This is a genomic window from Streptomyces sp. NPDC018833, from assembly GCF_044390825.1.
Taxonomy (GTDB): domain Bacteria; phylum Actinomycetota; class Actinomycetes; order Streptomycetales; family Streptomycetaceae; genus Streptomyces.
The window spans coordinates 46,258-67,433 of record NZ_JBIRZM010000001.1; the positions used below are offsets into that span (position 1 = coordinate 46,258).

The 21,176-nt window shown below is 71.6% G+C and carries 15 protein-coding genes and 1 other RNA gene; 11 read left to right on the top strand and 5 right to left on the bottom strand.

Annotated elements, in window-relative coordinates; all coding sequences use genetic code 11:
* Positions 1-36 precede the first annotated feature (36 nt).
* The 3 genes from ACH5AF_RS00165 to ACH5AF_RS00175 form a co-directional block, all read right to left on the bottom strand.
* The gene (locus tag ACH5AF_RS00165) at positions 37-1,383 is read right to left on the bottom strand and encodes a carbohydrate ABC transporter permease (protein WP_398899017.1); all 1,347 of its coding nucleotides are present in this window, start codon (positions 1,381-1,383) and stop codon (positions 37-39) included.
* Positions 1,384-1,387: 4 nt separating this feature from the next.
* Complete coding sequence (locus tag ACH5AF_RS00170; protein ID WP_398899018.1) at positions 1,388-2,743, bottom strand: ABC transporter substrate-binding protein; 1,356 nt, start codon at positions 2,741-2,743, stop codon at positions 1,388-1,390.
* A 272-nt stretch (positions 2,744-3,015) separates the two neighbouring features.
* Positions 3,016-6,885, bottom strand: a complete 3,870-nt coding sequence (locus ACH5AF_RS00175) for an FHA domain-containing protein (RefSeq protein ID WP_398899019.1) — start codon at positions 6,883-6,885, stop codon at positions 3,016-3,018.
* A gap of 427 nt (positions 6,886-7,312) precedes the next feature.
* Here ACH5AF_RS00175 and ACH5AF_RS00180 point away from each other — a divergent pair, with 427 nt between their 5' ends.
* From ACH5AF_RS00180 to ACH5AF_RS00195, 4 genes are all read left to right on the top strand, one after another.
* Complete coding sequence (locus ACH5AF_RS00180; RefSeq protein ID WP_398899020.1) at positions 7,313-8,917, top strand: serine/threonine-protein kinase; 1,605 nt, start codon at positions 7,313-7,315, stop codon at positions 8,915-8,917.
* A gap of 138 nt (positions 8,918-9,055) precedes the next feature.
* Entirely contained in the window at positions 9,056-10,327 is a 1,272-nt protein-coding gene (locus ACH5AF_RS00185; RefSeq protein ID WP_398899021.1) for a serine/threonine-protein kinase, read from the top strand.
* Between the two features lie 94 nt (positions 10,328-10,421).
* On the top strand, positions 10,422-11,528 hold the full coding sequence (gene prfB, locus ACH5AF_RS00190; RefSeq protein ID WP_398899022.1) for a peptide chain release factor 2: 1,107 nt from the start codon (positions 10,422-10,424) through the stop codon (positions 11,526-11,528).
* Positions 11,529-11,794: 266 nt separating this feature from the next.
* A complete protein-coding gene (locus tag ACH5AF_RS00195; RefSeq protein WP_398899023.1) occupies positions 11,795-12,676 on the top strand; it encodes an LPXTG cell wall anchor domain-containing protein in 882 nt (293 codons plus the stop codon).
* A gap of 84 nt (positions 12,677-12,760) precedes the next feature.
* Here the strand turns inward: ACH5AF_RS00195 and ACH5AF_RS00200 are convergent, their stop codons facing one another.
* The gene (locus tag ACH5AF_RS00200; protein WP_398899024.1) at positions 12,761-12,955 is read right to left on the bottom strand and encodes a hypothetical protein; all 195 of its coding nucleotides are present in this window, start codon (positions 12,953-12,955) and stop codon (positions 12,761-12,763) included.
* Between the two features lie 250 nt (positions 12,956-13,205).
* Here ACH5AF_RS00200 and ftsE point away from each other — a divergent pair, with 250 nt between their 5' ends.
* The 5 genes from ftsE to ssrA all read left to right on the top strand — a co-directional run bounded on the left by ftsE (position 13,206) and on the right by ssrA (position 17,082).
* On the top strand, positions 13,206-13,895 hold the full coding sequence (ftsE, locus tag ACH5AF_RS00205) for a cell division ATP-binding protein FtsE (protein WP_147986701.1): 690 nt from the start codon (positions 13,206-13,208) through the stop codon (positions 13,893-13,895).
* Between the two features lie 32 nt (positions 13,896-13,927).
* A complete protein-coding gene (ftsX, locus tag ACH5AF_RS00210; protein ID WP_398899025.1) occupies positions 13,928-14,845 on the top strand; it encodes a permease-like cell division protein FtsX in 918 nt (305 codons plus the stop codon).
* Between the two features lie 67 nt (positions 14,846-14,912).
* The gene (locus ACH5AF_RS00215; protein ID WP_398899026.1) at positions 14,913-16,067 is read left to right on the top strand and encodes a S41 family peptidase; all 1,155 of its coding nucleotides are present in this window, start codon (positions 14,913-14,915) and stop codon (positions 16,065-16,067) included.
* 18 nt (positions 16,068-16,085) lie between these two features.
* Positions 16,086-16,565 carry an SsrA-binding protein SmpB gene (gene smpB / locus ACH5AF_RS00220; RefSeq protein ID WP_398899027.1) on the top strand — a complete coding sequence of 160 codons (480 nt, stop codon included), beginning with the start codon at positions 16,086-16,088 and terminating at the stop codon, positions 16,563-16,565.
* A 130-nt stretch (positions 16,566-16,695) separates the two neighbouring features.
* Positions 16,696-17,082, top strand: a transfer-messenger RNA (tmRNA) gene (ssrA, locus tag ACH5AF_RS00225).
* 63 nt (positions 17,083-17,145) lie between these two features.
* Here the strand turns inward: ssrA and ACH5AF_RS00230 are convergent.
* The gene (locus tag ACH5AF_RS00230; RefSeq protein ID WP_398899028.1) at positions 17,146-18,432 is read right to left on the bottom strand and encodes an MFS transporter; all 1,287 of its coding nucleotides are present in this window, start codon (positions 18,430-18,432) and stop codon (positions 17,146-17,148) included.
* Between the two features lie 94 nt (positions 18,433-18,526).
* Here ACH5AF_RS00230 and ACH5AF_RS00235 point away from each other — a divergent pair, with 94 nt between their 5' ends.
* Positions 18,527-19,498, top strand: a complete 972-nt coding sequence (locus ACH5AF_RS00235) for a LysR family transcriptional regulator (RefSeq protein ID WP_398899029.1) — start codon at positions 18,527-18,529, stop codon at positions 19,496-19,498.
* A 212-nt stretch (positions 19,499-19,710) separates the two neighbouring features.
* Entirely contained in the window at positions 19,711-21,063 is a 1,353-nt protein-coding gene (locus tag ACH5AF_RS00240; RefSeq protein WP_398899030.1) for a nitrate/nitrite transporter, read from the top strand.
* The last annotated feature ends 113 nt before the right edge of the window (positions 21,064-21,176 follow it).

Here is a 21,176-nt window from a genome sequence, read left to right on the forward strand (position 1 = left end):
CCCCCCGGCGGGGGGCGGGCGTGGTGCGGCGAGACGTCATCGCCCTGCCTCCTTCCGCATCCGCCTGATGTTGAAGAACATCACCGGCAGTACCAGCAGAAGCAGCAGCACCGCGATCGCGCTGCCGAGTCCGAGATTCGCGTCGGTGCCGAACGACGAGCGGTACAGCTGGAGCGCGAGCACGTTAGCGTCGTCCTGGGCCGAGCCCGGCGCGATGATGAACACCAGGTCGAAGATCTTGAGCACATTGATCATCAACGTCACCAGCACCACCGCGAGGACGGGCGCCAGCAGCGGCACGGTCACCTTGCGGAACACCTGCCACTCGTTCGCGCCGTCCACGCGTGCCGCCTCCAGCAGTTCGCGCGGCACGCTCGCCAGCCCCGCGGCGATCAGCACCATCGCGAAGCCGGCCCACATCCACACATAGCTGCCGATGATCGCGGGTGTGACCAGGTTCGGACCGAGCCAGTTCACGCCGTTGTACGGCTCACGGAAGTTCTCCGCCGGCAGCCGCAGCAGCGCGCCGTCCGCCGAGTCGGGCAGGGTGAACCGCCCGTCCGCGCCGGCCCGCGCCTCCGCGACGACCTTGCCGTCCTTGACCGCCTCCACCTTGATGCCCTTGAGCCCGAGCTCCTTGGGGTCGACGGTGTTCGGCTTGCCGCCGCCGCCCCGGGTGAAGTCCAGCCACGCCGTGCCGGTGATCTCGCCTGGCTCGGCCAACGGCGCCTTCGCGGGCTCCGCGTCCGACGGCATCTTCGCGGGAGCCACCCCGACCAGCGGCAACTGCACGGTCTCCCCGGCCGTGACCGGCTCCTTGGTGACGAACGAACCGCCGCCGCCCGCCTTCAGCGGATGCACGGGCAGGGGATGCGCCTGGGGGAAGCCGGCCGACTCGCTGAACGTGTCGTGCACGCCCACCCAGACCGCGTTGGCGACGCCGCGCTCCGGGTCCTGCTCGTACACCAGCCGGAAGATGATGCCAGCGGCGAGCATCGAGATCGCCATCGGCATGAAGACGACCAGCTTGAACGCCGTGCCCCAGCGGATCCTCTCCGTGAGCACCGCGAAGATCAGACCCAGCGCGGTGGAGACCGTCGGCGCGACGACCACCCAGATCGCGTTGTTCTTCACCGCGGTCAGGATGGTGTCGTCGGTGAAGATCTCGACATAGTTGTCCAGCCCGGCGAAACCGGTGCCGGGCTGGTCGAAGAAGGACCGGTAGAACGAGTACCCGATCGGGTAGACCACGAGCGCGCCCAGCAGCACGAGAGCCGGCAGCAGGAATCCCGCCGCCACGACTTTACGTGTGCCTGTCACACTCTTCCGTTTGTCGGCGGGGGGCACCGGACGGGCCGGCCCTCCCGCGGTCGCGGCCGCCACGACTTCAGCTCTTGTACGCCTTGGCCGCATCGGCCTCCAGCCTCTGCTGGATGCCCGCGACGTCCTTCGGGTTCTTCAGGAAGTCCTGGAGCGCCTTCCACTCGCCCTTGCCCGGCGTACCGCCGAACGACTGCGGCATCTGGTCCGACATGTCGAAACGGAAGTCGTCGCCCGCCGCGATCAGCGCCTTGGCGATGTCGCGCTGTACATCGTTCGGGTACGCGGACAGATCAAGGGCCTTGTTGGGAGAGATGAAGCCGCCCGCCGCCGCCGAGATCGCCGCCGCGTCGGGCGAGGCGAGGAACGTCAGCAGCGCCTGCGCGCCCTTGCTGTCCTTCAGCGCCACGGCCGCGTCACCGCCCGTCACCACGGGCGCCTTCTCGCCGACCGCGGGGAACGGGAAGACCTTCGCCTCGGTACCGATCTTCGCGTCCGTCTGGGCGATGTTGACCGTCACGAAGTCGCCCTCGAAGACCATCGCCGCCTTGGGCTGGTCGCCACCGCTGAAGGTCTGCGTGACGGAGGCCGGGAACTCCGTCTGCAGCGCCCCGTCCGCGCCGCCCGCGATCAGCGACGGCTTGCCGAACAGCTCGCCGAGCGTGGTGAGCGCGTCCTTGACCGAAGGGTCGGTCCACTTGATCTCGTGCTTCGCCAGCTGGTCGTACTTCTCCGGCCCGGCCTGCGAGAGATACACGTTCTCGAACCAGTCGGTGAGGGTCCAGCCGTCCGCGCCCGCGATCGAGACCGGGGTGACACCCGAGGCGGAGATCGTCTCCGCCGTCGCCATGAAATCCTTCCACGTCTTCGGCACACTTGCACCGGCGTTCTCGAAGACCGCGTTGTTGTACCAGATGAGGGACTTGTTGGCGGCCTTGTAGTACACGCCGTACTGAGTGCCGTCCACCGCGCCCAGGTCCTGCCAGCCCTTCGAGTAGTTCTTCGCGAGCTGCTCCTTGGCCTCCGGGCCGACCGGCTCGGCCCACTTGCGCTGCACGGCCTGCTGGATCGCGCCGACCTGCGGCAGCATCGCCACGTCCGGCGGGCTGCCGCCCGCGATCTTCGTTCCGAGGAAGTTGACGATCGGGTCCTGGGCGGGCACGAAAGTGACGTTCGCGCCCGTGCGCTTCTCGAACTCGTTGAGGACCTTGGTGAAGTTCTCCTGCTCCGGGCCGCTCCAGACGGCCGCGACCTGGATGCTCTCGCCATCCAGCTTGGGCAGTTGGACGGTCGTCGGCGCCTCGGTGGTCTGCTTCCCCTTCGGCTCTCCGGCGTCACTGTCGGCGCCGCATCCGGCGAGGGTGAGCGCGCCGATGGCGGCGAGCGTCACCGCGGCCCTGCTCGTACGAAGAGTTGTGCGCATTGCTGCCCCGTCTCTCCCGTGCGCTGCTGTCCCGTGACAGCCAGGTCTACGCCCGAGCTGCGGGTGTCGCAATACCGCCCCCGGTGACCATCGACCTTTCGTGATGCCCTTGTGACGCGATGTCAGGCGTATGGCCCACGGTCGGTGTCGGGCGGCGCGGCGGGCGCTGGCCGGCCCTGCGCCGGGGTGAGGAGTGCGCGCCCGTCAGGTCTTTGCCGGGAAGAGAAGTGAACGTGGGTCAGGTCTTTGCCGCGGTGAGAAGTGAACGTGGGTCAGCTCTGGGCCGGGGTGAGGGGCGGGACCGGGCCTGCGTTGACCGACTGGGCGGCGCGTTGTAGCGCGCTCGCGAGCAGGGCCAGATCCGTCGGCCCGTTGCCCAGTTCGCGGACGGGGCGGCGGGTCGGGGGATCGCCCATCCGCTCCCACTCCAGCGGGACGACCGTGGGCCGCAGAGTCGCCGTCCGCGGTATGCGACCTGTGACACGGCCGCTCTGGAACGGTGTCACCCGGCCGTCCGGATGCCCAAGCCTGCCCCGGCCGGGCGCCGGATCGTCCGGCCCCGGGGCCACGGGCGGTGCCTGAAGCACCACACGGAGCCGCGCGCCCTCCGCAAGCCGCGTGTCCGCCGTCCGGTCCGGCCGTGAGGACGTCGCCACCAGATGCACTCCGAGTCGCTCGCCGTCCTTGGCCACCGCCTCCAGGGCCCGTACGACCGAACCGGCCGCCGGCCGGCCGGGGCTGCCGAGCGCGGGGGCCACCAGCGCGTCGAAGTCGTCCACCAGCACCACGAGCCGGGGCAGTGGGTCCGGCTCCTCGCTCTGCGTACGCCCGCCGGGGCGCAGCCGAAGTGTCCCGGAGGGCGGCGACTCCAGATCGCCGCGTTGCTCGGCGGGGCTCGGGACGCGCTGGCCGACTATTCGGCCCGCGGCCTCGCGCCGCGCCTGCCACTCGGCGAAGTCCGACCCGTCCAGGAGCTCCGTGCGACGCTTCAGCTCGGCGCCCAGAGCCTGCGCGAACACCCTCATCCGGACCGGATCGCTCGCCACCAGGTGCTCGGTGACATGCGGCAGCTCCGTGCACGCAGCCAGGCCCTCGCCGCGCTCGCCGCCCGTACCGTCGACCAGCAGCAGACCGAGCCGGTCCGGGCGGGCGGCGGCGGCCAGAGACGCGGCGACCGCGCGCAGCAGCTCCGTGCGGCCACTGCCCGCCGGGCCCTCGATCAACAAGTGCGGGCCCTCCGCGGTGAGATCGACGACGAGCGGGCCGCGGGGCCCGGCACCGAGGACCACCGTGCCCTCGCCCGCCGTCGCCCAACGCGCCATCAGCGAGGCCGGCGTGGCCCGGGCGAGCTCCAACTCGTCCAGCAGTCGGGCCGACTGCGGCAGGGCCGCGACTCGTCCCGGATGCGTCGAATCACCCGCGGAGCGCAGAGGCGCGAGTGCGCGCGCGAAACGCTCGGCCCACGCCGGTGACACCGCGTCCACCGCGCCGACCGTGCCATGGCCGACGGGCCGGCCGCCGGCCACCCGCATCAGCCGCAGCGCTGTCGCCACGTCACCGCTGAGCATCGCGACCCCACCGCACTCGCGGAACGCCGGCGACGCCGCGCACGCGGACTCGTAGGTCGCCGCCACGGGAGACAGAGGGGAGGCGGCCGGGGTCTCGGCCAGACAGATCAGATGGATTCCCGCGGCCGGGCCCGCTCCGGCGAGCCGCGCGGTGGTCTCACGAAGCGCGGCGGACCCCGGGTCGCCGTCGACGATCACGACCGTACGAGGGCCCGTGTGCCGGTCGGCCGCGTCCGCGACGGCCCGGTGGTCGGCGCTCGGCCAGCCCTGACCGAGCGGCCCCTCGTCCAGCCTGCGCGTCAGCTCGGCGGCGCGGGCGGTGGCCTGATCGCGGTCGTAGGCAAGCAGGAGCCGGCAGTCCTGGCCGTGCGCGGGGCGCAGATGGGGCAGCCAGCCGAGCCACGCCCACTCGCCCAGGCGCTCCGGAAGGCTGCGGGATCGGTCCGTGCTGATCAGCACGATCTCCAGATCGGACGGGGAGTGCAGCGCGGCGAGCTGGGCGACGGCGGAGCGCGCGAGTCCGGCCAGCCGCGCCCGCGGACCGGCCAGCCCGAGGGAGCCCGCCTCGCGCAGCGCGACGGTCACCGGCACGGCGGGCAGCTCGGCGCGGTCCGTCGTACCGAGCCGGATGACGAGGGACTCGGGGTGCTCGGAGCCGCGCTCCCACAGCCGCGGGCCGGGCCCGAGCGCGGTGAGCAGCACGGTCGCGGGGTCGGGCCATGCCTCCACGACGGGCGGCCCCGCGGCGACGGCGGCCCCGCCCGGCCGGGACTGCTCGACCATGCGCGCGTCGCGGCCGCCGGTCAGTCGACGGGCCCAGGCCCCGATGCCGCGGCGCCGGGCCGTGGCCCCCTCGGGGGCCCGGCTGCGGACCGGCTCCCCACCCGAGGCGTCGAGCGCCCGTGCGTGGGTGTGGCCGCCCATGGGGTCGTACTGCGCGGGTACGCGTGGGCTCGTGGCGTCGGCGCGGTAAGTCTGCGACCCTCGCGCCTCGGCCCCGCCTCCGTCGGCACGGAAGGTCTGTGACCCGCCGCGCTGGCCGAACTGCCCGGGCCCTTCGCCCGGTCCGGCCGCCCGAGAACGGCTGCCTGCGCTGCTGTCCCGGTGCGGACCACCCCACGCGTCGTCGCCGCCTGCACCGTGTGCGTCGCCCTGCCCGTGCGGGCCGGCGGGCTCGGGCCACCCGCCGGCGCTGCTGCCCGCATCTGCGCCGCTCGACCGTCGAGGGTCGGTCGCCTCGGGCCACGCGCTTGCGCGGCTGCCGGTGTCGTCGGCTCCCCGCCGCCCGTGCGGGTCCGCCGGGTCCGGCCAGTGCGGTCCGCCCTCGTCCTGTGCGTGCGGGCCGGACCGGCTGCGGCGGGTGCCGGAGCCATCGGTGTCGCCGGTGCCGTGCGGGTCAGTGGCCCACTGGGGCCGGTGGCCGCTCGGGTCCTGAGCGCCCGCGCGCTCCGCGTCTGCGCCGAGTCCGTACGAGTCCGGCCGGCCGACCCACCCGGGCCTGCGGCCGCCCATGCCCGTCGTGTCCGCGCTGCCCGGCCCGTGCGAACCCGCGCCTCGCGCGTCCTCGGCCCCCTCGCTGCCCGCACCGGAGCCGCGAGGCCCTCGCGAGCCCGGTGCCTCGGGCCACGTGTCCCGGCGGGCAGTGGTCGCTTCTGGGGGGCCTGCCTCCTCTGTGTACGCCCCGGTCGCTCCGTAGGAGTCGGCCTGTCCGGCCCACCGCGGCCTGCGACCGCCCGCGCCCTGCCCATCCGCAGCCTGGGCGCCGTCGGCGCCGTCGGCGCCGCCGGGGACCAGCGGACCTGCGCCCTGCGCGCCCGCGATGCGTACATCCTTGGCCCCGCCCCCTGGCGGGGCGCCCGCGGCGGATGCGGGCCCGCCGGTGGGCGACCCCGTACCGGACGGGCCGTCCGCCGGAGGGCGGGGGTCGGACGGGCGGGACACCCGCAGGTGGCCCTCGCCGTCCGGCGTCGTCGGCAGCGGGCCCGGCGGCGGCGCGGCCGTCAGGCGCAGCGTCGACTCGCCCAGGCGCAGCAGTGCTCCCGCCGGGAGACGGACCGGGCGCGTGTCGACGGATGCGCCGTCGACCGTCGTACCGTTCGTCGAGCCCAGGTCCGCGACCGTCACGCGGCCGTCGTCCGTCACGGTGACCGCGCAGTGCAGCCGGGAGACGTCCGGGTCGTCCAGCGGCACATCGGCGTCGGCCGAGCGGCCGACGCCTATCCGGCCGCCGTGCAGCAGATGGACGCCGCCCGCGTCCGGCCCGGCCACGACATGGAGCCTGGCCGGCGCCTGGACACCGTGCGAGTCGTCGTCGACAGGGGACTGGAGGGCGAGGACGGCGCCGTCCACCAGCGGCGGCTCGCCGAGCGTGCGCCGCTGCGGATCGAGCCGCTCCTGCCCCGCGTAGAGCACGACGGTGCCCGAGGTCTCCGGGCCGGAGACGGCGGCGGCCAGACCGGAGGCCACCGCGGCCAGCGCGGTCCCCGCGGGCGCGGTGACCAGCACATCGCAAGGGCGCCCCGCGGTCGCGGACGATCCCCCGCGCGGCGCAAGCACAGTCAGCCGGATCTGCATCGCCGTCAGCAATCCCTTCTGCGCGGGGCACCCGGCAGGGGAGTCGCCCTGATCGCCCCCCGCCCGGCAGGTCGGCACGGGCCACGGGCTCCCTCCCACGGCCATGTGCTGAGGGCATCCTCGCACCTGTCGCCGACAACGCGCCCGGGCCCCGGCCATAAGTGATCTTGAATGGTCGGCTCTGGGCGCAAAAGTGCCTGGTTGGGACAGGATCCGGAACGGCCGGGCGAGAGATCGTGAGGTTCGCTGCACTTCCGGGCGGCAACCATCCGTACGATGCCCGCGTCTGTCTTCGAACGGAAGGCATCGGGACGAGCGCCGCCGGTGATCCGTTCGGCACCATTACAGTGGGTCGGACACCCCGGCGGCCCGCAGGATCATCGGCAGGCCCGGGTTCCAGAGGACCGACCAGCAGGGAGCGCATGACGTGCGGCCGGTAGGCAGCAAATACCTGCTCGAGGAGCCGCTCGGGCGCGGCGCCACGGGCACCGTCTGGCGAGCCCGTCAGCGGGAGACCGCGGGCGCCGAGGCCGCCGTCGCGGGACAGCCCGGCGAGACCGTCGCGATCAAGGTCCTCAAGGAGGAGCTCGCGAACGACGCGGACGTGGTGATGCGTTTCCTGAGGGAGCGCTCGGTCCTCCTGCGGCTCACCCACCCGAACATCGTCCGCACGCGCGACCTGGTGGTCGAGGGTGATCTCCTCGCCCTGGTCATGGACCTGGTCGACGGCCCCGATCTCCACCGCTACCTGCGCGACAACGGCCCGCTCTCCCCGGTCGCCGCCTCTTTGATGACCGCGCAGATCGCCGACGCCCTCGCGGCCAGCCATGCCGACGGCGTCGTCCACCGCGACCTCAAGCCGGCGAACGTCCTGCTGAAGACCGACGGCGACGGCCAGATGCACCCGATGCTGACGGACTTCGGCATCGCGCGTCTCGCCGATTCCCCCGGCCTGACCCGCACGCACGAGTTCGTCGGCACCCCGGCGTACGTCGCGCCCGAGTCGGCCGAGGGCCGCCCGCAGACCTCCGCGGTCGACGTCTACGGGGCCGGCATCCTGTTGTACGAGCTCGTCACCGGCCGTCCCCCGTTCGCGGGCGGTACGGCGCTGGAGGTGCTCCACCGGCATCTCAGCGAGGAGCCCCGCCGCCCCACCACCGTGCCCGAGCCGCTGTGGACGGTCATAGAGCGCTGCCTGCGCAAGGAGCCCGGCGAGCGGCCCAGCGCCGAGAACCTCGCACGCGGCCTGCGCACGGTCGCCGCCGGCATCGGCGTGCACGCGAACGCGGCCCAGGTCGACGCCGCCCTCGGCGTCGCCGCGCTGCTCGCGCCCGACCCGGCCCCGGCGCCCGTCCCCCAGACGCCCGGCGCCGCGGACCCGACGCAGGTCCTGCCGAACACGGGCGGCCCGTCGTACGACCCGTCCGCCGCGACGAGCGTCATGTCGCAGACGGGCCCGCCCGGTGGCGGGGCCGACCCGACCTCCGTGATGCCTCCTGTCCCGCCGGGCGACACGCCGCGGCCCGAGGAGCCGCACCCGTGGCAGTCGCAGCTGCGGGCCGCCCGCGACCGCAACGAGCAGACCCAGGTGCAGTACCTGGACCCGAACCAGGACCCCCTGCGCCGCCGCCCCCAGCGCCAGGCGCCCCAGCGCCAGCAGCGGCCTCCGCAGCCCCAGCCGTACGCCCAGCAGCCACAGCGCCCCCAGCCCCAGCCGTACGCGCCCCAGCCCCAGCCGTACGCGCCGCCGCCCCAGCAGCCGATCCCGCGTCCGCCGCGCGAGCCGCGCCGGCGCAGTGCCAACCCGGTCCGCATCCCCGGGCTCGGCTGCCTCAAGGGCTGCCTGGTCATGGTCGTGCTGTTCTTCATCGGCGGCTGGCTGATCTGGGAGCTCACTCCGCTCCAGGACTGGATCGCGGAGGGCAAGAGCTACTGGGACGCGCTCGGCGACGGCATCTCGACCGTCACCGACTGGATCTCGACCATCGGCGAGGCGAAGGACACAGCCGACCAGATCCCGAACCAGCAGTAACAGCGGCAACCCTGTCGTTTTGTCGACTTCTGCGGGCTGATTTGTTCCTCAGAAGTGGAAGTTGGTGTCATCCAGGGCACACAGGCCCCCGACTCCCGCGTACGTTAAGGGGCAACGCCAGCCGCTGAGGGAGCAGTCTTGGCACGGAATATCGGCAGCCGGTACACGGCCCATCAGATCCTGGGGCGGGGAAGCGCCGGCACGGTGTGGCTCGGCGAAGGACCCGAAGGGCCCGTCGCCGTCAAGCTGTTGCGCGAGGACCTGGCCTGTGACCAGGAGCTGGTCGGCCGCTTCGTCCAGGAGCGCACGGCCCTGCTCGGGCTCGACCACCCAAGGATCGTCGGCGTCCGCGACCTCGTCGTCGACGGCAACGACCTCGCGCTGGTCATGGACCTCGTCCGCGGGACCGACCTGCGCACCCGGCTGGACCGCGAGCGCCGGCTCGCACCCGAGGCCGCGGTCGCGATCACCGCGGACGTCGCCGACGGCCTGGCCGCCGCCCACGCGGCCGGGGTCGTGCACCGGGACGTCAAGCCGGAGAACATCCTGCTCGACATGGAGGGTCCGCTCGGTCCCGCCGGCTCGCACCCGGCGCTGCTGACCGACTTCGGCGTCGCCAAGCTGATCGACACCCCGCGCCGCACCAAGGCCCTGCGCCCCACGGGCGGCAACGCCCCCAACCCCTCGGGGATCATCGGCACCCCCGACTACATCGCGCCCGAGATCGTCGAGGGCCTGCCGCCGCGCGCGGCGGTCGACATCTACGCGCTGGCCACCGTCCTGTACGAGCTCCTGGCCGGGTTCACGCCCTTCGGCGGCGGCCACCCGGGAGCGGTCCTGCGCCGTCATGTCACCGAGACCGTGGTCCCGCTGCCGGGCATCCCCGACGAGCTGTGGCAGCTGATCGTCCAGTGCCTGGCCAAGGCGCCCGCCTCCCGGCTGCGCGCCTCGGAGCTGGCGCACCGGCTGCACGACCTGCTGCCGACGCTTGCGGGCATGCCGCCGCTGGACGTCGACGAGCCCGACGCGGAGCCCGCGCCGGAGCCGTACGAGGACGTCGCGCCGGCTGTCCGGGGCGAGCCCCGCCGCCGCGGCGCTGTCCCGCTCGTCCCGGGCTCCACCCCGGCCGACTCCAACCGCGACACCCACACCTCGATGCGGGTCCCCGCCCCGGACGAGCTCGCGGGAGGCGCCCACGGCACCGCGCGTGCGCCGCGCGCCCCTGGCCAGCGCCGTCCCGGCTCCGCCCGCAACAGGTCGGCCTCGGTGCGCAAGCGCCGTATCACGCTCGGCGTGGCCGCCGTCGTCGTGGCGGCGGCCGTGGGCGTCGGCGGCTGGCTGGCCACCGACGGCGACGAGAACGAGCCGTTGCCGCGCGACAGCCGGCAGTCCGCCCCCTCGGAGCCCTGAGATCCGTCCCGTTTCCCAGGGCCCGCGGGCCCTGGGGGAGGGGGCGGAACCGGGGCCAGCACGGGTTCGGCCGCTCAGCCGTTACGCTGGACCCGTGGCAGTCGTCGATGTATCCGAAGAGCTGAAGTCCCTTTCCTCGACCATGGGGTCGATCGAGGCCGTTCTGGACCTCGACAGGATGAGGGCAGATATCGCCGTGCTCGAGGAGCAGGCGGCGGCACCGTCCCTCTGGGACGACCCCGAGGCGGCGCAGAAGATCACCAGCAAGCTCTCGCACCTCCAGGCGGAGGTCCGCAAGACCGAGGCGCTCCGCAGCCGTATAGACGACCTCGAAGTGCTCTTCGAGCTCGCCGAGGCCGAGGACGACCCGGACACCCGCGCCGAGGCCGAGGTGGAGCTGGAGTCCGTGCGGAAGGCGCTGGACGAGATGGAGGTCCGCACCCTCCTGTCCGGCGAGTACGACGAGCGCGAGGCGCTGGTCAACATCCGCGCCGAGGCCGGCGGCGTCGACGCCGCCGACTTCGCCGAACAGCTGCAGCGGATGTATCTGCGCTGGGCCGAGCGGCACGGCTACGGCACCGAGATCTACGAGACGTCGTACGCGGAAGAGGCCGGCATCAAGTCGACCACGTTCGTCGTCAAGGCTCCGTACGCCTACGGCACCCTCTCCGTCGAGCAAGGCACGCACCGTCTGGTGCGCATCTCGCCCTTCGACAACCAGGGTCGGCGCCAGACGTCCTTCGCGGGCGTCGAGATCCTCCCGGTCGTCGAACAGTCCGACCACGTCGAGGTCGACGAGTCCGAGCTGCGCATCGACGTCTACCGCGCGTCCGGCCCCGGCGGCCAGGGCGTCAACACGACGGACTCCGCGGTGCGCATCACGCACCTCCCGACCGGCATCGTGGTCTCCTGCCAGAACGAGCGCTCCCAGATCCAGAACAAGGCGAGCGCGATGAACGTCCTTCAGGCGAAGCTGCTGGAGCGTCAACGCCAGGAGGAGCGCGCCAAGATGGACGCCCTCAAGGGCGACGGCGGCAGCTCCTGGGGAAACCAGATGCGTTCCTACGTCCTGCACCCGTACCAGATGGTCAAGGACCTGCGCACCGAGTTCGAGGTGGGCAACCCGCAGTCGGTGCTCGACGGCGAGATCGACGGCTTCCTGGAAGCCGGAATTCGCTGGCGCAAGCAGCGGGAGAAGTAGAACAGCGCTTTGTCGACAAGGGAACTGCCGCCCCCGAGGCGGCAGTTCCCTTTTATGTCACAGTTGCATCCCCGCACGTCAGTCAACTGACAGCATTTCGGGCATCGCGCCCGCAACGACCTTGACGGTGTTGCGAAAACTGGGAAAGCTGGCGCGCGGCATGCGTGTTCCCGAGGCGCGTGTGAACGGGGGAGCGGTACGAACCCCTGGTCCGGCTGCCACGGACGCTGTCCTGATGACGATGAGCTACTGGGGGTAGCAAACATATGACGAACAAGACGCGGGTTCGTGTCGCGCGCATAGCCGCGGGCGCGGTGATCGCCGCCGGTGCGTCGCTGACCGCCGCGGGTGCGGCACAGGCCTTCGACCTCGGCGCCTCGGTCGAGGTCGGCGGTGTCGAGGTCCAGGCCGGCATCAACGACGACTGTGAGCTCAACCCGTTGATCTGCGAGAGCGGCGGTACGACCGGCGGTGACACCACCACGGGTGGTACGACCGGCGGTACGACTGGCGGTGACACCACCACGGGTGGTACGACCGGCGGTGCGACTGGCGGTACGACCGGCGGTACGACTGGCGGTGACACCACCACGGGTGGTACGACCGGCGGTGCGACTGGCGGTACCACCGGCGGTGCGACTGGCGGTACGACTGGCGGTACGACCGGCGGTACGACCGGCGGTACCACCGGCGGTACCACCGGCGGTACGACCGGCGGTACGACCGGCGGTGACACCACCACGGGTGGGACCACCGGCGGTGACACGACCGGCGGCACGACCGGTGGCGGCAACACCGGTGGTGGAGACAACGGCGGCGGCAACACCGGTGGCAACGGCACCGGCGGCAACACCGGTGGCAACGGCGGCGGCGGCAACGGCGGCGGTGACAACGGCGGCGGCACCGGTGGCAACGACACCGACCCGAACGGCGGCGTGATCGACGGCGACGCCCCGGTGACCGGCGGCACCGACACCGACAGCGCCGGCTCGCAGCCGGTCGAGCAGGGCAAGGCCAAGGAGGAGCTGGCCGAGACCGGCGCCGCCGAGACCACGTTCCTGCTGCTGGGTGCCGCGACGATGATCGCCGGTGGCATCGGCTTCCGTATGCTGCCGCGCCTCGTCGGTGGCGGACGCGCTGCTGTCTGAGCGACACGTAACGTAACGAGCGTATAGCGCGCAGGAGGGCCCGGGTGCCGAGCACCCGGGCCCTCCTGTGTCCTCGGAGAGGAGCTACGCGGTCCTGTAGGCCGCCAGCATCGCCACCGTCGTTATCAGAGCCACCAGCAGCGCCAGCAGCATCACGGGGCTCACGCCACCGAAGGGGCCCTCCTGCTGGAGGCGCTCGCGATTGGCCCGGCAGACCGGGCAACGGCCCTCTGCGACGGGTGCCGCGCAGTTGGCGCACACCAATCGGTCGTAGGTCATGCGCTTTCCTCCTCCCGCGCACCGGAGCCGCAGGCGCGGACCGTTCAGCACATTTCTCTCCCGACAACGCACTGGGAAACGCCACTGTTCCCCTACCACTGTGCCAGCTCGCGCGCTTTTCGGCGCGCCCCGCCGGATTACCCCCGATCCGTAACCGGACATAACAGACATGTCCGGGCGGTGACTGCGCGGCGCGGGCCGGTTCGCGTAAGGTCGCGCTCACCTACTCCCGGCCGACCGTGGTGCACCCGTGATCCGATTCGACAACGTCTCCAAGAGCTACCCCAAGCAGAACCGACCTGCCCTGCGCGACGTCTCCCTCGAAATCGAGAAGGGCGAGTTCGTCTTCCTCGTGGGGTCGTCCGGTTCCGGCAAGTCCACGTTCCTGCGGCTCCTCCTTCGAGAGGAGCGCGCCAGCCAGGGCATGGTCCATGTCCTCGGCAAGGACCTGGCCCGCCTGTCCAACTGGAAAGTGCCGCACATGCGGCGCCAGCTGGGCACCGTCTTCCAGGACTTCCGCCTCCTGCCCAACAAGACCGTCGCGGAGAACGTGGCGTTCGCCCAGGAGGTCATCGGAAAGCCGCGCGGTGAGATCCGCAAGGCCGTGCCCCAGGTCCTCGACCTCGTCGGACTCGGCGGCAAGGAGGACCGGATGCCCGGTGAGCTCTCCGGCGGTGAGCAGCAGCGCGTGGCGATCGCCCGTGCCTTCGTCAACCGACCGATGCTGCTGATCGCCGACGAACCGACCGGAAACCTCGACCCGCAGACGTCGGTCGGCATCATGAAGCTGCTCGACCGGATCAACCGCACCGGTACGACCGTGGTGATGGCGACTCACGACCAGAACATCGTCGACCAGATGCGCAAGCGCGTCATCGAGCTCGAGAAGGGCCGTCTCGTACGCGACCAGGCACGCGGCGTCTACGGCTACCAGCACTGAGCCCGGACAGACTGAAAGGCTGAAAGCACGCCATGCGCGCCCAGTTCGTCATGTCGGAGATCGGTGTCGGTCTCCGTCGCAACCTCACGATGACGTTCGCCGTGATCGTCTCCGTCGCCCTGTCCCTCGCCCTGTTCGGCGGCGCGCTGCTCATGCGCGAACAGGTCAACACCATGAAGGACTTCTGGTACGACAAGGTCAACGTCTCCATCTTCCTGTGCAACAAGAACGACGCGGCCACCTCGCCGCAGTGCGCCAAGGGCGCCGTCACCAGTGCGCAGAAGGAACAGATCCAGTCCGATCTGAAGAAGATGAACGTCGTCGACACCGTCGACCATGAGACGGCGGAGCAGGCGTACAAGCACTACAAGGAGCAGTACGGCGACACCCCCATCGCCTCCACCATCACGCCGGACCAGATGCAGGAATCGTTCCGGGTCAAGCTGCACGACCCCGAGAAGTACAAGGTGGTCGCGACCGCCTTCGCGGGGCGGGACGGTGTGCAGTCCGTCCAGGACCAGCGCAACATCCTGCAGAACCTCTTCGACCTGATGAACGGCATGCGCATCGCCGCGCTGTGCGTGATGGGCCTCATGCTGGTGATCGCGATGATGCTGATCGTCAACACCGTGCGTGTCTCCGCGTTCAGCCGTCGGCGTGAAACCGGCATCATGCGCCTGGTGGGAGCCTCCAGCTTCTACATCCAGACGCCGTTCATCATGGAGGCCGCGGTCGCCGGTGCGCTGGGCGGTGCCGTCGCCTGCGTGATGCTGCTCGTCGGCCGGTACTTCCTGATCGACAACGGTCTGGCGCTCGCCGACAAGATGCAGTTGGTCAACTTCATCGGCTGGGACTCGGTGTTCGCCATGCTGCCCCTGATCCTGGTGATCGGTCTGCTGATGCCCGCCGTGGCGGCTTTCATCGCATTGCGCAAGTATCTCAAGGTGTGACAAGCGCCCTGGGCGCCGTACGGTCAACAGCCGTACGGCGCCTTTCGCTTGTCCTAGACTCGACGCCATGTCGGACCCCGAGTTCAGTCCCCGGCCCCACGGCATCCGCCGCGGGGCAGCCCTGACCTTGGTCTTCGGAGCCGTCCTCGCCACCGCCGCCGCCACCGGCGGTCTGCCGAGCGAGGAGCACGAGACATCGCGCAGACTCTCCGTCCGTGCGGCGGCCGCGACCGTGGACCGCGACGCGGTCGCCCGGGCCGCCGCCGAGGCAATAGCGGACGGCAAGTCGGGTACCGAGGCGGCGGAGCAGTTCGTCAGCCGCAGCGGCGACCGCTGGAGCGCGGTGTACGACAGCGAGGAGTACGAGGAGTTCGAGAACGCCCTCGACGGCGAGTACACCGGCGTGGGCCTGCGGACCCGGCGCAGCGGCGGCCGCACGGAGGTCGCCGAGGTCCAGAAGGGCGGCCCCGCGGACCGGGCCGGAATCCGGCCCGGCGACCGGCTGCGGACCGTGGACGGGCAGGAGGTCGCCCGGCGTCCGGTCACCGACGTCGTGGCACTGCTGCGCGGGGCGGACGGCACGGACGTCGTCCTCGGACTGGAGCGGGACGGCCGGCGCTGGTCCGAGACCCTGACCCGCACCCTGCTGACCACCGAGACCGTCACCGTCCGGCACCTCGGCGAGGACACCGTCGTGATCAGGGTGGCCTCGTTCACCAAGGGCTCGGGCGCACGGGTGCGGGACGCGGTGCGCCGGGCCCCCGAGGGTGCGGGCGTCCTCCTGGACCTGCGGGGCAACGCGGGCGGCCTGGTCTCCGAGGCCGTCACGGCCGCGTCCGCCTTCCTCGACGGCGGCCTGGTCGCCACGTACGACGTGCGCGGCGAGCAGCAGGCGCTCTACGCGGAGGGCGGCGGCGACACCGACCGGCCCCTCGTCGCGCTGGTCGACGCTGGCACGATGAGTGCCGCGGAGCTGGTCACGGGCGCGCTGAAGGACCGCGGCAGGGCGATCACCGTCGGCTCGCGCACCTTCGGCAAGGGGTCGGTGCAGATGCCGAGCCGGCTTCCCGACGGCTCGGTGGCCGAGCTCACGGTGGGCCACTACCGCACTCCGGCGGGTCACAGCGTCGACGGCCGGGGCATCACCCCCGACCTCACGGCCGGCGAAGGGGCCGAGCAGCGTGCGAAGTCGGTATTGAGTGGCCTCAGGGGGGCCTCGTAGTGCGAAAATGACTGCACTATGGCAAAGGAAAAAGGGCGCAAGCTGATCGCGCAGAACAAGAAGGCGCGGCACGACTACCACATCCTCGACACCTACGAGTGCGGTCTCGTGCTGATGGGGACCGAGGTGAAGTCGCTCCGTCAGGGGCGGGCCTCGCTGGTGGACGGCTTCGTCCAGATCGACGGGCACGAGGCCTGGCTGCACAATGTGCACGTCCCGGAGTACAGCCAGGGCACCTGGACCAACCACAGCGCGCGCCGCAAGCGCAAGCTGCTGATGCACCGGGCGGAGATCGACAAGCTGGAGTCGAAGTCCCAGGAGACCGGTCACACGATCGTGCCCCTCGTCCTGTACTTCAAGGACGGCCGGGCCAAGGTCGAGATCGCGCTGGCGAAGGGCAAGAAGGAGTACGACAAGCGGCAGACGCTGCGGGAGAAGCAGGACCGGCGCGAGGCGGAGCGGGCGGTGTCGGCGGCGAAGCGGCGCCAGCGGGCCTGACCCGCCGCACCCGACCGGCGACCGGCTATCGGTGACCGGCGGGAATAGGCTGGCACGCTCGTGCGCTGTTCACGTACGATGGCACCCGCACCCCGGAGACGGGGTGTGCACCACCTTGATAAATCAACATGGGGATGATCGGTTTCGACAGCGGATGTCGAAGCAGGGGAAGCGAGTCGAGGAAGCGGCAATGATCTCGTAAACCATATGTCGCAAACAATAATCGCCACTTCCAAGCGCGATTCCTCCGCCTTCGCCCTCGCTGCCTAATTAGCAGCTAGCGAAGACTCTGCGGAGTGTCAGCCCGGGGCTGTTCCCGACCCGGATCCTGGCATCGACTAGGGAACTAAACCTCCGAACCCGGTCACGGGGTACGGAGGGAAATCAAACAGTGACTGAGCCCGTCGGAGACTTGTTCGCGTGATCTCCGGGGCCGAGAAAAACGCAGCGAACTGCACTCGGAGAAGCCCTGGTTCTGCACCGTTGGACGCGGGTTCGATTCCCGCCATCTCCACCGATGGAGATCCCGGAGGTGTTACGCCTCCGGATCCCCGCATCCCATGTGGACAAGGCCCGGCAGCTACGGTTGCCGGGCCTTCGTCATGCCCGCCACCGCCAGTGCCGTCGCCGCCGCGCACACCGGGACGGCGTACCCGGTCGCCGGGCTCATGTTCTCCACCACCCAGCCGCCGCTCGCCGAGCCGGCCGCGATGCCCCCGAGCAGCGCGGTGACGGCCAGGGTCATGCCCTCGTTGCTCTGGCCCGGCGGGGTCAGACGCTGGACCGTGGTCATCCCCGTCACCATCGTCGGCGCCGTCGCCATGCCGGCGAGCAGCAGGGCGCCCGCCACGGCGAGGACGGAGCCGGTGCCCGCGGCCAGCAGTGGGAGACACATCAGGACGGTCATCGCGGAGAGCGTGGTCACCAGCCCGGCGCTCCGCCCGACCCGGCCGTACACCAGGCCGGCGGCGCACGAGCCGCCGGCCTGGAGGGCGAGCACCGCCCCGGCGGCCGGACCGTCGACGAAGGCGAGCGTGACGACCTCCATGGCGCCGAAGACCGCTCCCGTGACCAGGAAGACGACGAGGAGGGCGGGCATGCCGGGGGCGCGCAGCGGCGAGCTCGCGGAGGCGCGCGGGGCGGCGGGCGGCTCGGTGGAACGCTGGGCGGCGAAGACGAGGACGCCGCCGAGCAGCAGGATCGCGCCGATCAGCGTGCCCGCCTCCGGGAACAGCGCCGCGCACAGGAACGCCGCGAGGACGGGGCCGAGCATGAAGCAGAGCTCGTCGGCCGCCTGCTCGAAGGAGTTCGCCGTGTGCAGGGCGGCCGCGTCGCCCCGGTGCAGGTGGGCCCACCGGGCCCGGGACATGCCCCCGGTGTTGGGGGTGGTGGCGGTCGCCGCGTAGGCGGCGAAAAGCGTCCAGTCGGGGGCGTCGAGGCGTACGCACAGCAGCAGGGCGAGCGAGCCGAGTACGGCGAGCGCGGTGGCGGGCACGGCGACACGGGCCTGTCCGTACCGGTCGACGAGCCGCGCCGTCCACGGCGCGACCAGCGCGGTGGCGGCGAGCCCGGTCGCGGTGACGGCGCCGGCGAGGGCGTACGACCCGCGCGAGCCGGCGATCATGATGACGGCGCTGATGCTGAACATGCCCATGGGCAGCCGGGCGATCAGGGTTCCGGTCGTGAAGGCGCGGGTGCCCGGGGTGGCGAACAGCCGCCGGTAGGGCCCCGGCGGTCTGCGTCGCCGGACGCGTCCGGGAACGTCGTCGAACCGTGGCACGAAGGCGGGCGCCCCGGGCGTGATCGCGGGCGGGGAAGCGGGCAGGGAAAGGCGAACGGCCTGGTACGGCCGGGAGGGCTGCGGCATGCCTCCACCCTCACGGCCGGTGCCGTGACCCGTCCAACACCTGTTCGACGGCTATTCACGCACCTGTGTTGTGGAAAGTGTTGTTCAATGCAGCGTGTCCCGAGACCTGGAACCCCGGCTGCTGCGCGCCTTCGCCGCCGTCGCCCAAGAACTCCACTTCACCCGCGCCGCCGCCCGGCTCTACATCGCCCAGCAGGCGCTCAGCCGTGACGTCCGGCGACTCGAACGGGAACTGGGCACCGAGCTCTTCGTACGGACCACCCGCCAGGTGACGCTCACCATGGACGGCGAGCGGCTGCTGCCGTACGCCCGGCGGGTGCTCGCCGCCCACGACGAGCTGCTCGCCGCCGCCACCGGGGCCGCCCGCCCGCTGCTGGTCGATCTCAACAGCCCGGGTGCCACCATGACCTCCGCACGCGTCCTCGCCCGCGCCCGCGAACTCGCCCCGGACTGCGAGCTGATGGCCCGCTACGAGAGCGGACTCACCCACGCCGCGGCGGAGATCGTGGCCGGCCGGCTCGACGTGTCCTTCGGGCGCTACGCCGGACTCGAGCCCTCCGTGCGGGCGCAGCTGGCCCAGCAGCCCGTACGGCTGGAGCCGATGGCGGTCCTGCTGCCCGAGCACCATCCGCTCACGGCGCTGGAGCGCGTCCCGCTGAGCGCGCTGGCCGGCGAGAGCGTGTACGCCGGTGACGGCAACCCCCGGACACCGGAGTGGACCGACCTGGCGCGCCGGCTGTTCGCCGGGCGGGGCATCACCGTCGCGCCGCCCGCGCCGCTGGCTGTGGGCGAGGAGGAGTTCCGGCGGGTGATGGAGAAGTTCGGCAACCCGGTGCTCGTCGTCGTCGACTTCGCCGCGCTGCCCGGCACCGTACCGCGGCCGCTCGCCGATCCCGTACCGCTGTCGCCGCTCTCCCTGGTGTGGCGCAAGGGGCTGCACCACCCCGGTCTGGACGCGCTGCGCCGGGCCGCGGCCGAGCTCGCCGCGCAGGGGGGCTGGCTGGAGCGGGACCCCGCCGCCTGGCTGCCCGAGCGGGACGCGTCCTTGATGGGTGTGGCCTCCTGAGCCCCCCGTCCGGTGTGCCGCATCCACCGGCTCCTGAGCCCGCCGTCCGGCGGTGTGGTGTCCACCGCAGCCCTACGGCCACGGCCGCGGCCTCACCGAGCCGTGCCGGCGGACGTGAGAGCAAGGTTTCGCACCGGTCACCTCGCGGCACCGGCCTGAAACGCGCCGTCCATAACGTCTTGTCCAGGACCAGACCCAGGTGGAGGCACGCGATGGCAGGCCGGTGGATCGAACAGTGGGACCCCGAGGACGAGACCTTCTGGCAGACGAAGGGGGAACGGATCGCTCGGCGCAATCTCCTCTTCTCCGTACTCAGTGAACACATCGGGTTCTCCATTTGGAGCCTGTGGTCCGTGATGGTCCTGTTCATGGGACCGGAATACGGCGTCGACCCGGCCGGGAAGTTCTTCCTGATCGCCACCGCGACGGTCGTCGGGGCCGTGATCCGGGTGCCCTACACCTTCGCCGTCGCGCGGTTCGGCGGACGCAACTGGACGATCTTCAGCGCACTGCTGCTGCTCCTGCCGACGGGCGCGGCCTACGTGGTGATGGAGCCCGGCACCTCGTACGGCACGTTCCTCGCGGTCGCCGCCCTCACCGGCGTCGGCGGCGGCAACTTCGCCTCGTCGATGACCAACATCAACGCCTTCTTCCCGCTGCGGAAGAAGGGGTGGGCGCTGGGCCTGAACGCGGGCGGCGGCAACATCGGTGTCCCCGTCATCCAGCTCGTCTCCCTGCTGATCATCGGCACCGCGGGCGCGGCGCACCCCCGCCTCGTGCTCGGCATCTACGTGCCGTTCATCGTGGTCGCCGCCGTGTGTGCGGCCCTGTGGATGGACAACCTGGCACCGGTCAAGAACGACACCGGGGCCGCGAAGGACGCCGCCAAGGCCCCGCACACCTGGATCATGGCCTTCCTGTACATCGGCACCTTCGGCTCGTTCATCGGCTACAGCTTCGCCTTCGGTCTCGTACTCCAGACCCAGTTCGGCCGGACCCCGCTGCAGGCCGCGTCGCTCACCTTCATCGGCCCGCTGCTCGGCTCGCTCATCCGGCCCGTCGGCGGAGCGCTCGCCGACCGCTTCGGCGGTGCCCGCATCACCCTGTGGAACTTCGCCGGCATGGCCGCCGCGACCGGTGTCGTGGTCGCCGCGTCCGTCCAGGAGTCCCTGGGAGTCTTCCTCGTCGGCTTCATCTCCCTGTTCGTCCTGAGCGGCCTCGGCAACGGCTCGACCTACAAGATGATCCCCGGCATCTTCCAGAACAAGGCGCTGGCCATGGGCATGACCGGCGAGGCAGCGGCCGCCTACGGGCGCCGGCTGTCCGGCGCCTCCATGGGGCTCATCGGGGCTGTGGGCGCGCTCGGCGGCCTCGCCATCAACCTCGCCTTCCGTCAGTCATTCCAGACGGCGGGCACCGGCACCGGCGCCTTCGTCGGCTTCCTCGCCTTCTACGCGGTGTGCCTCGTCGTGACCTGGGCGGTATACCTTCGCCGGCCCGTCGTCGTCCCCGCCCGCACCGCGGCAACCGAGACGGAGTCCGAGCCGGCCTACGCCAGGGTGTGAACCGACCTGGGGTGTAACAACCACGAAATCTGAGCGATCCGGGCCTGTCACGCGCCTTTGACAGGCTCGGCCGCCAGTTCAGCAGTCCAATGGGGTACATCCAGGGGCACATC

Bases quoted from the DNA above. Each gene is read 5' to 3' on its own strand.
- ACH5AF_RS00170 (WP_398899018.1), bottom strand. From the start codon at position 2,743: ATGCGCACAACTCTTCGTACGAGCAGGGCCGCGGTGACGCTCGCCGCC.
- ACH5AF_RS00175 (WP_398899019.1), bottom strand. From the start codon at position 6,885: ATGCAGATCCGGCTGACTGTGCTTGCGCCGCGCGGGGGATCGTCCGCG.
- ACH5AF_RS00195 (WP_398899023.1), top strand. From the start codon at position 11,795: ATGACGAACAAGACGCGGGTTCGTGTCGCGCGCATAGCCGCGGGCGCG.
- ACH5AF_RS00200 (WP_398899024.1), bottom strand. From the start codon at position 12,955: ATGACCTACGACCGATTGGTGTGCGCCAACTGCGCGGCACCCGTCGCA.
- ftsX (WP_398899025.1), top strand. From the start codon at position 13,928: ATGCGCGCCCAGTTCGTCATGTCGGAGATCGGTGTCGGTCTCCGTCGC.
- ACH5AF_RS00215 (WP_398899026.1), top strand. From the start codon at position 14,913: ATGTCGGACCCCGAGTTCAGTCCCCGGCCCCACGGCATCCGCCGCGGG.
- smpB (WP_398899027.1), top strand. From the start codon at position 16,086: ATGGCAAAGGAAAAAGGGCGCAAGCTGATCGCGCAGAACAAGAAGGCG.
- ACH5AF_RS00230 (WP_398899028.1), bottom strand. From the start codon at position 18,432: ATGCCGCAGCCCTCCCGGCCGTACCAGGCCGTTCGCCTTTCCCTGCCC.
- ACH5AF_RS00240 (WP_398899030.1), top strand. From the start codon at position 19,711: ATGGCAGGCCGGTGGATCGAACAGTGGGACCCCGAGGACGAGACCTTC.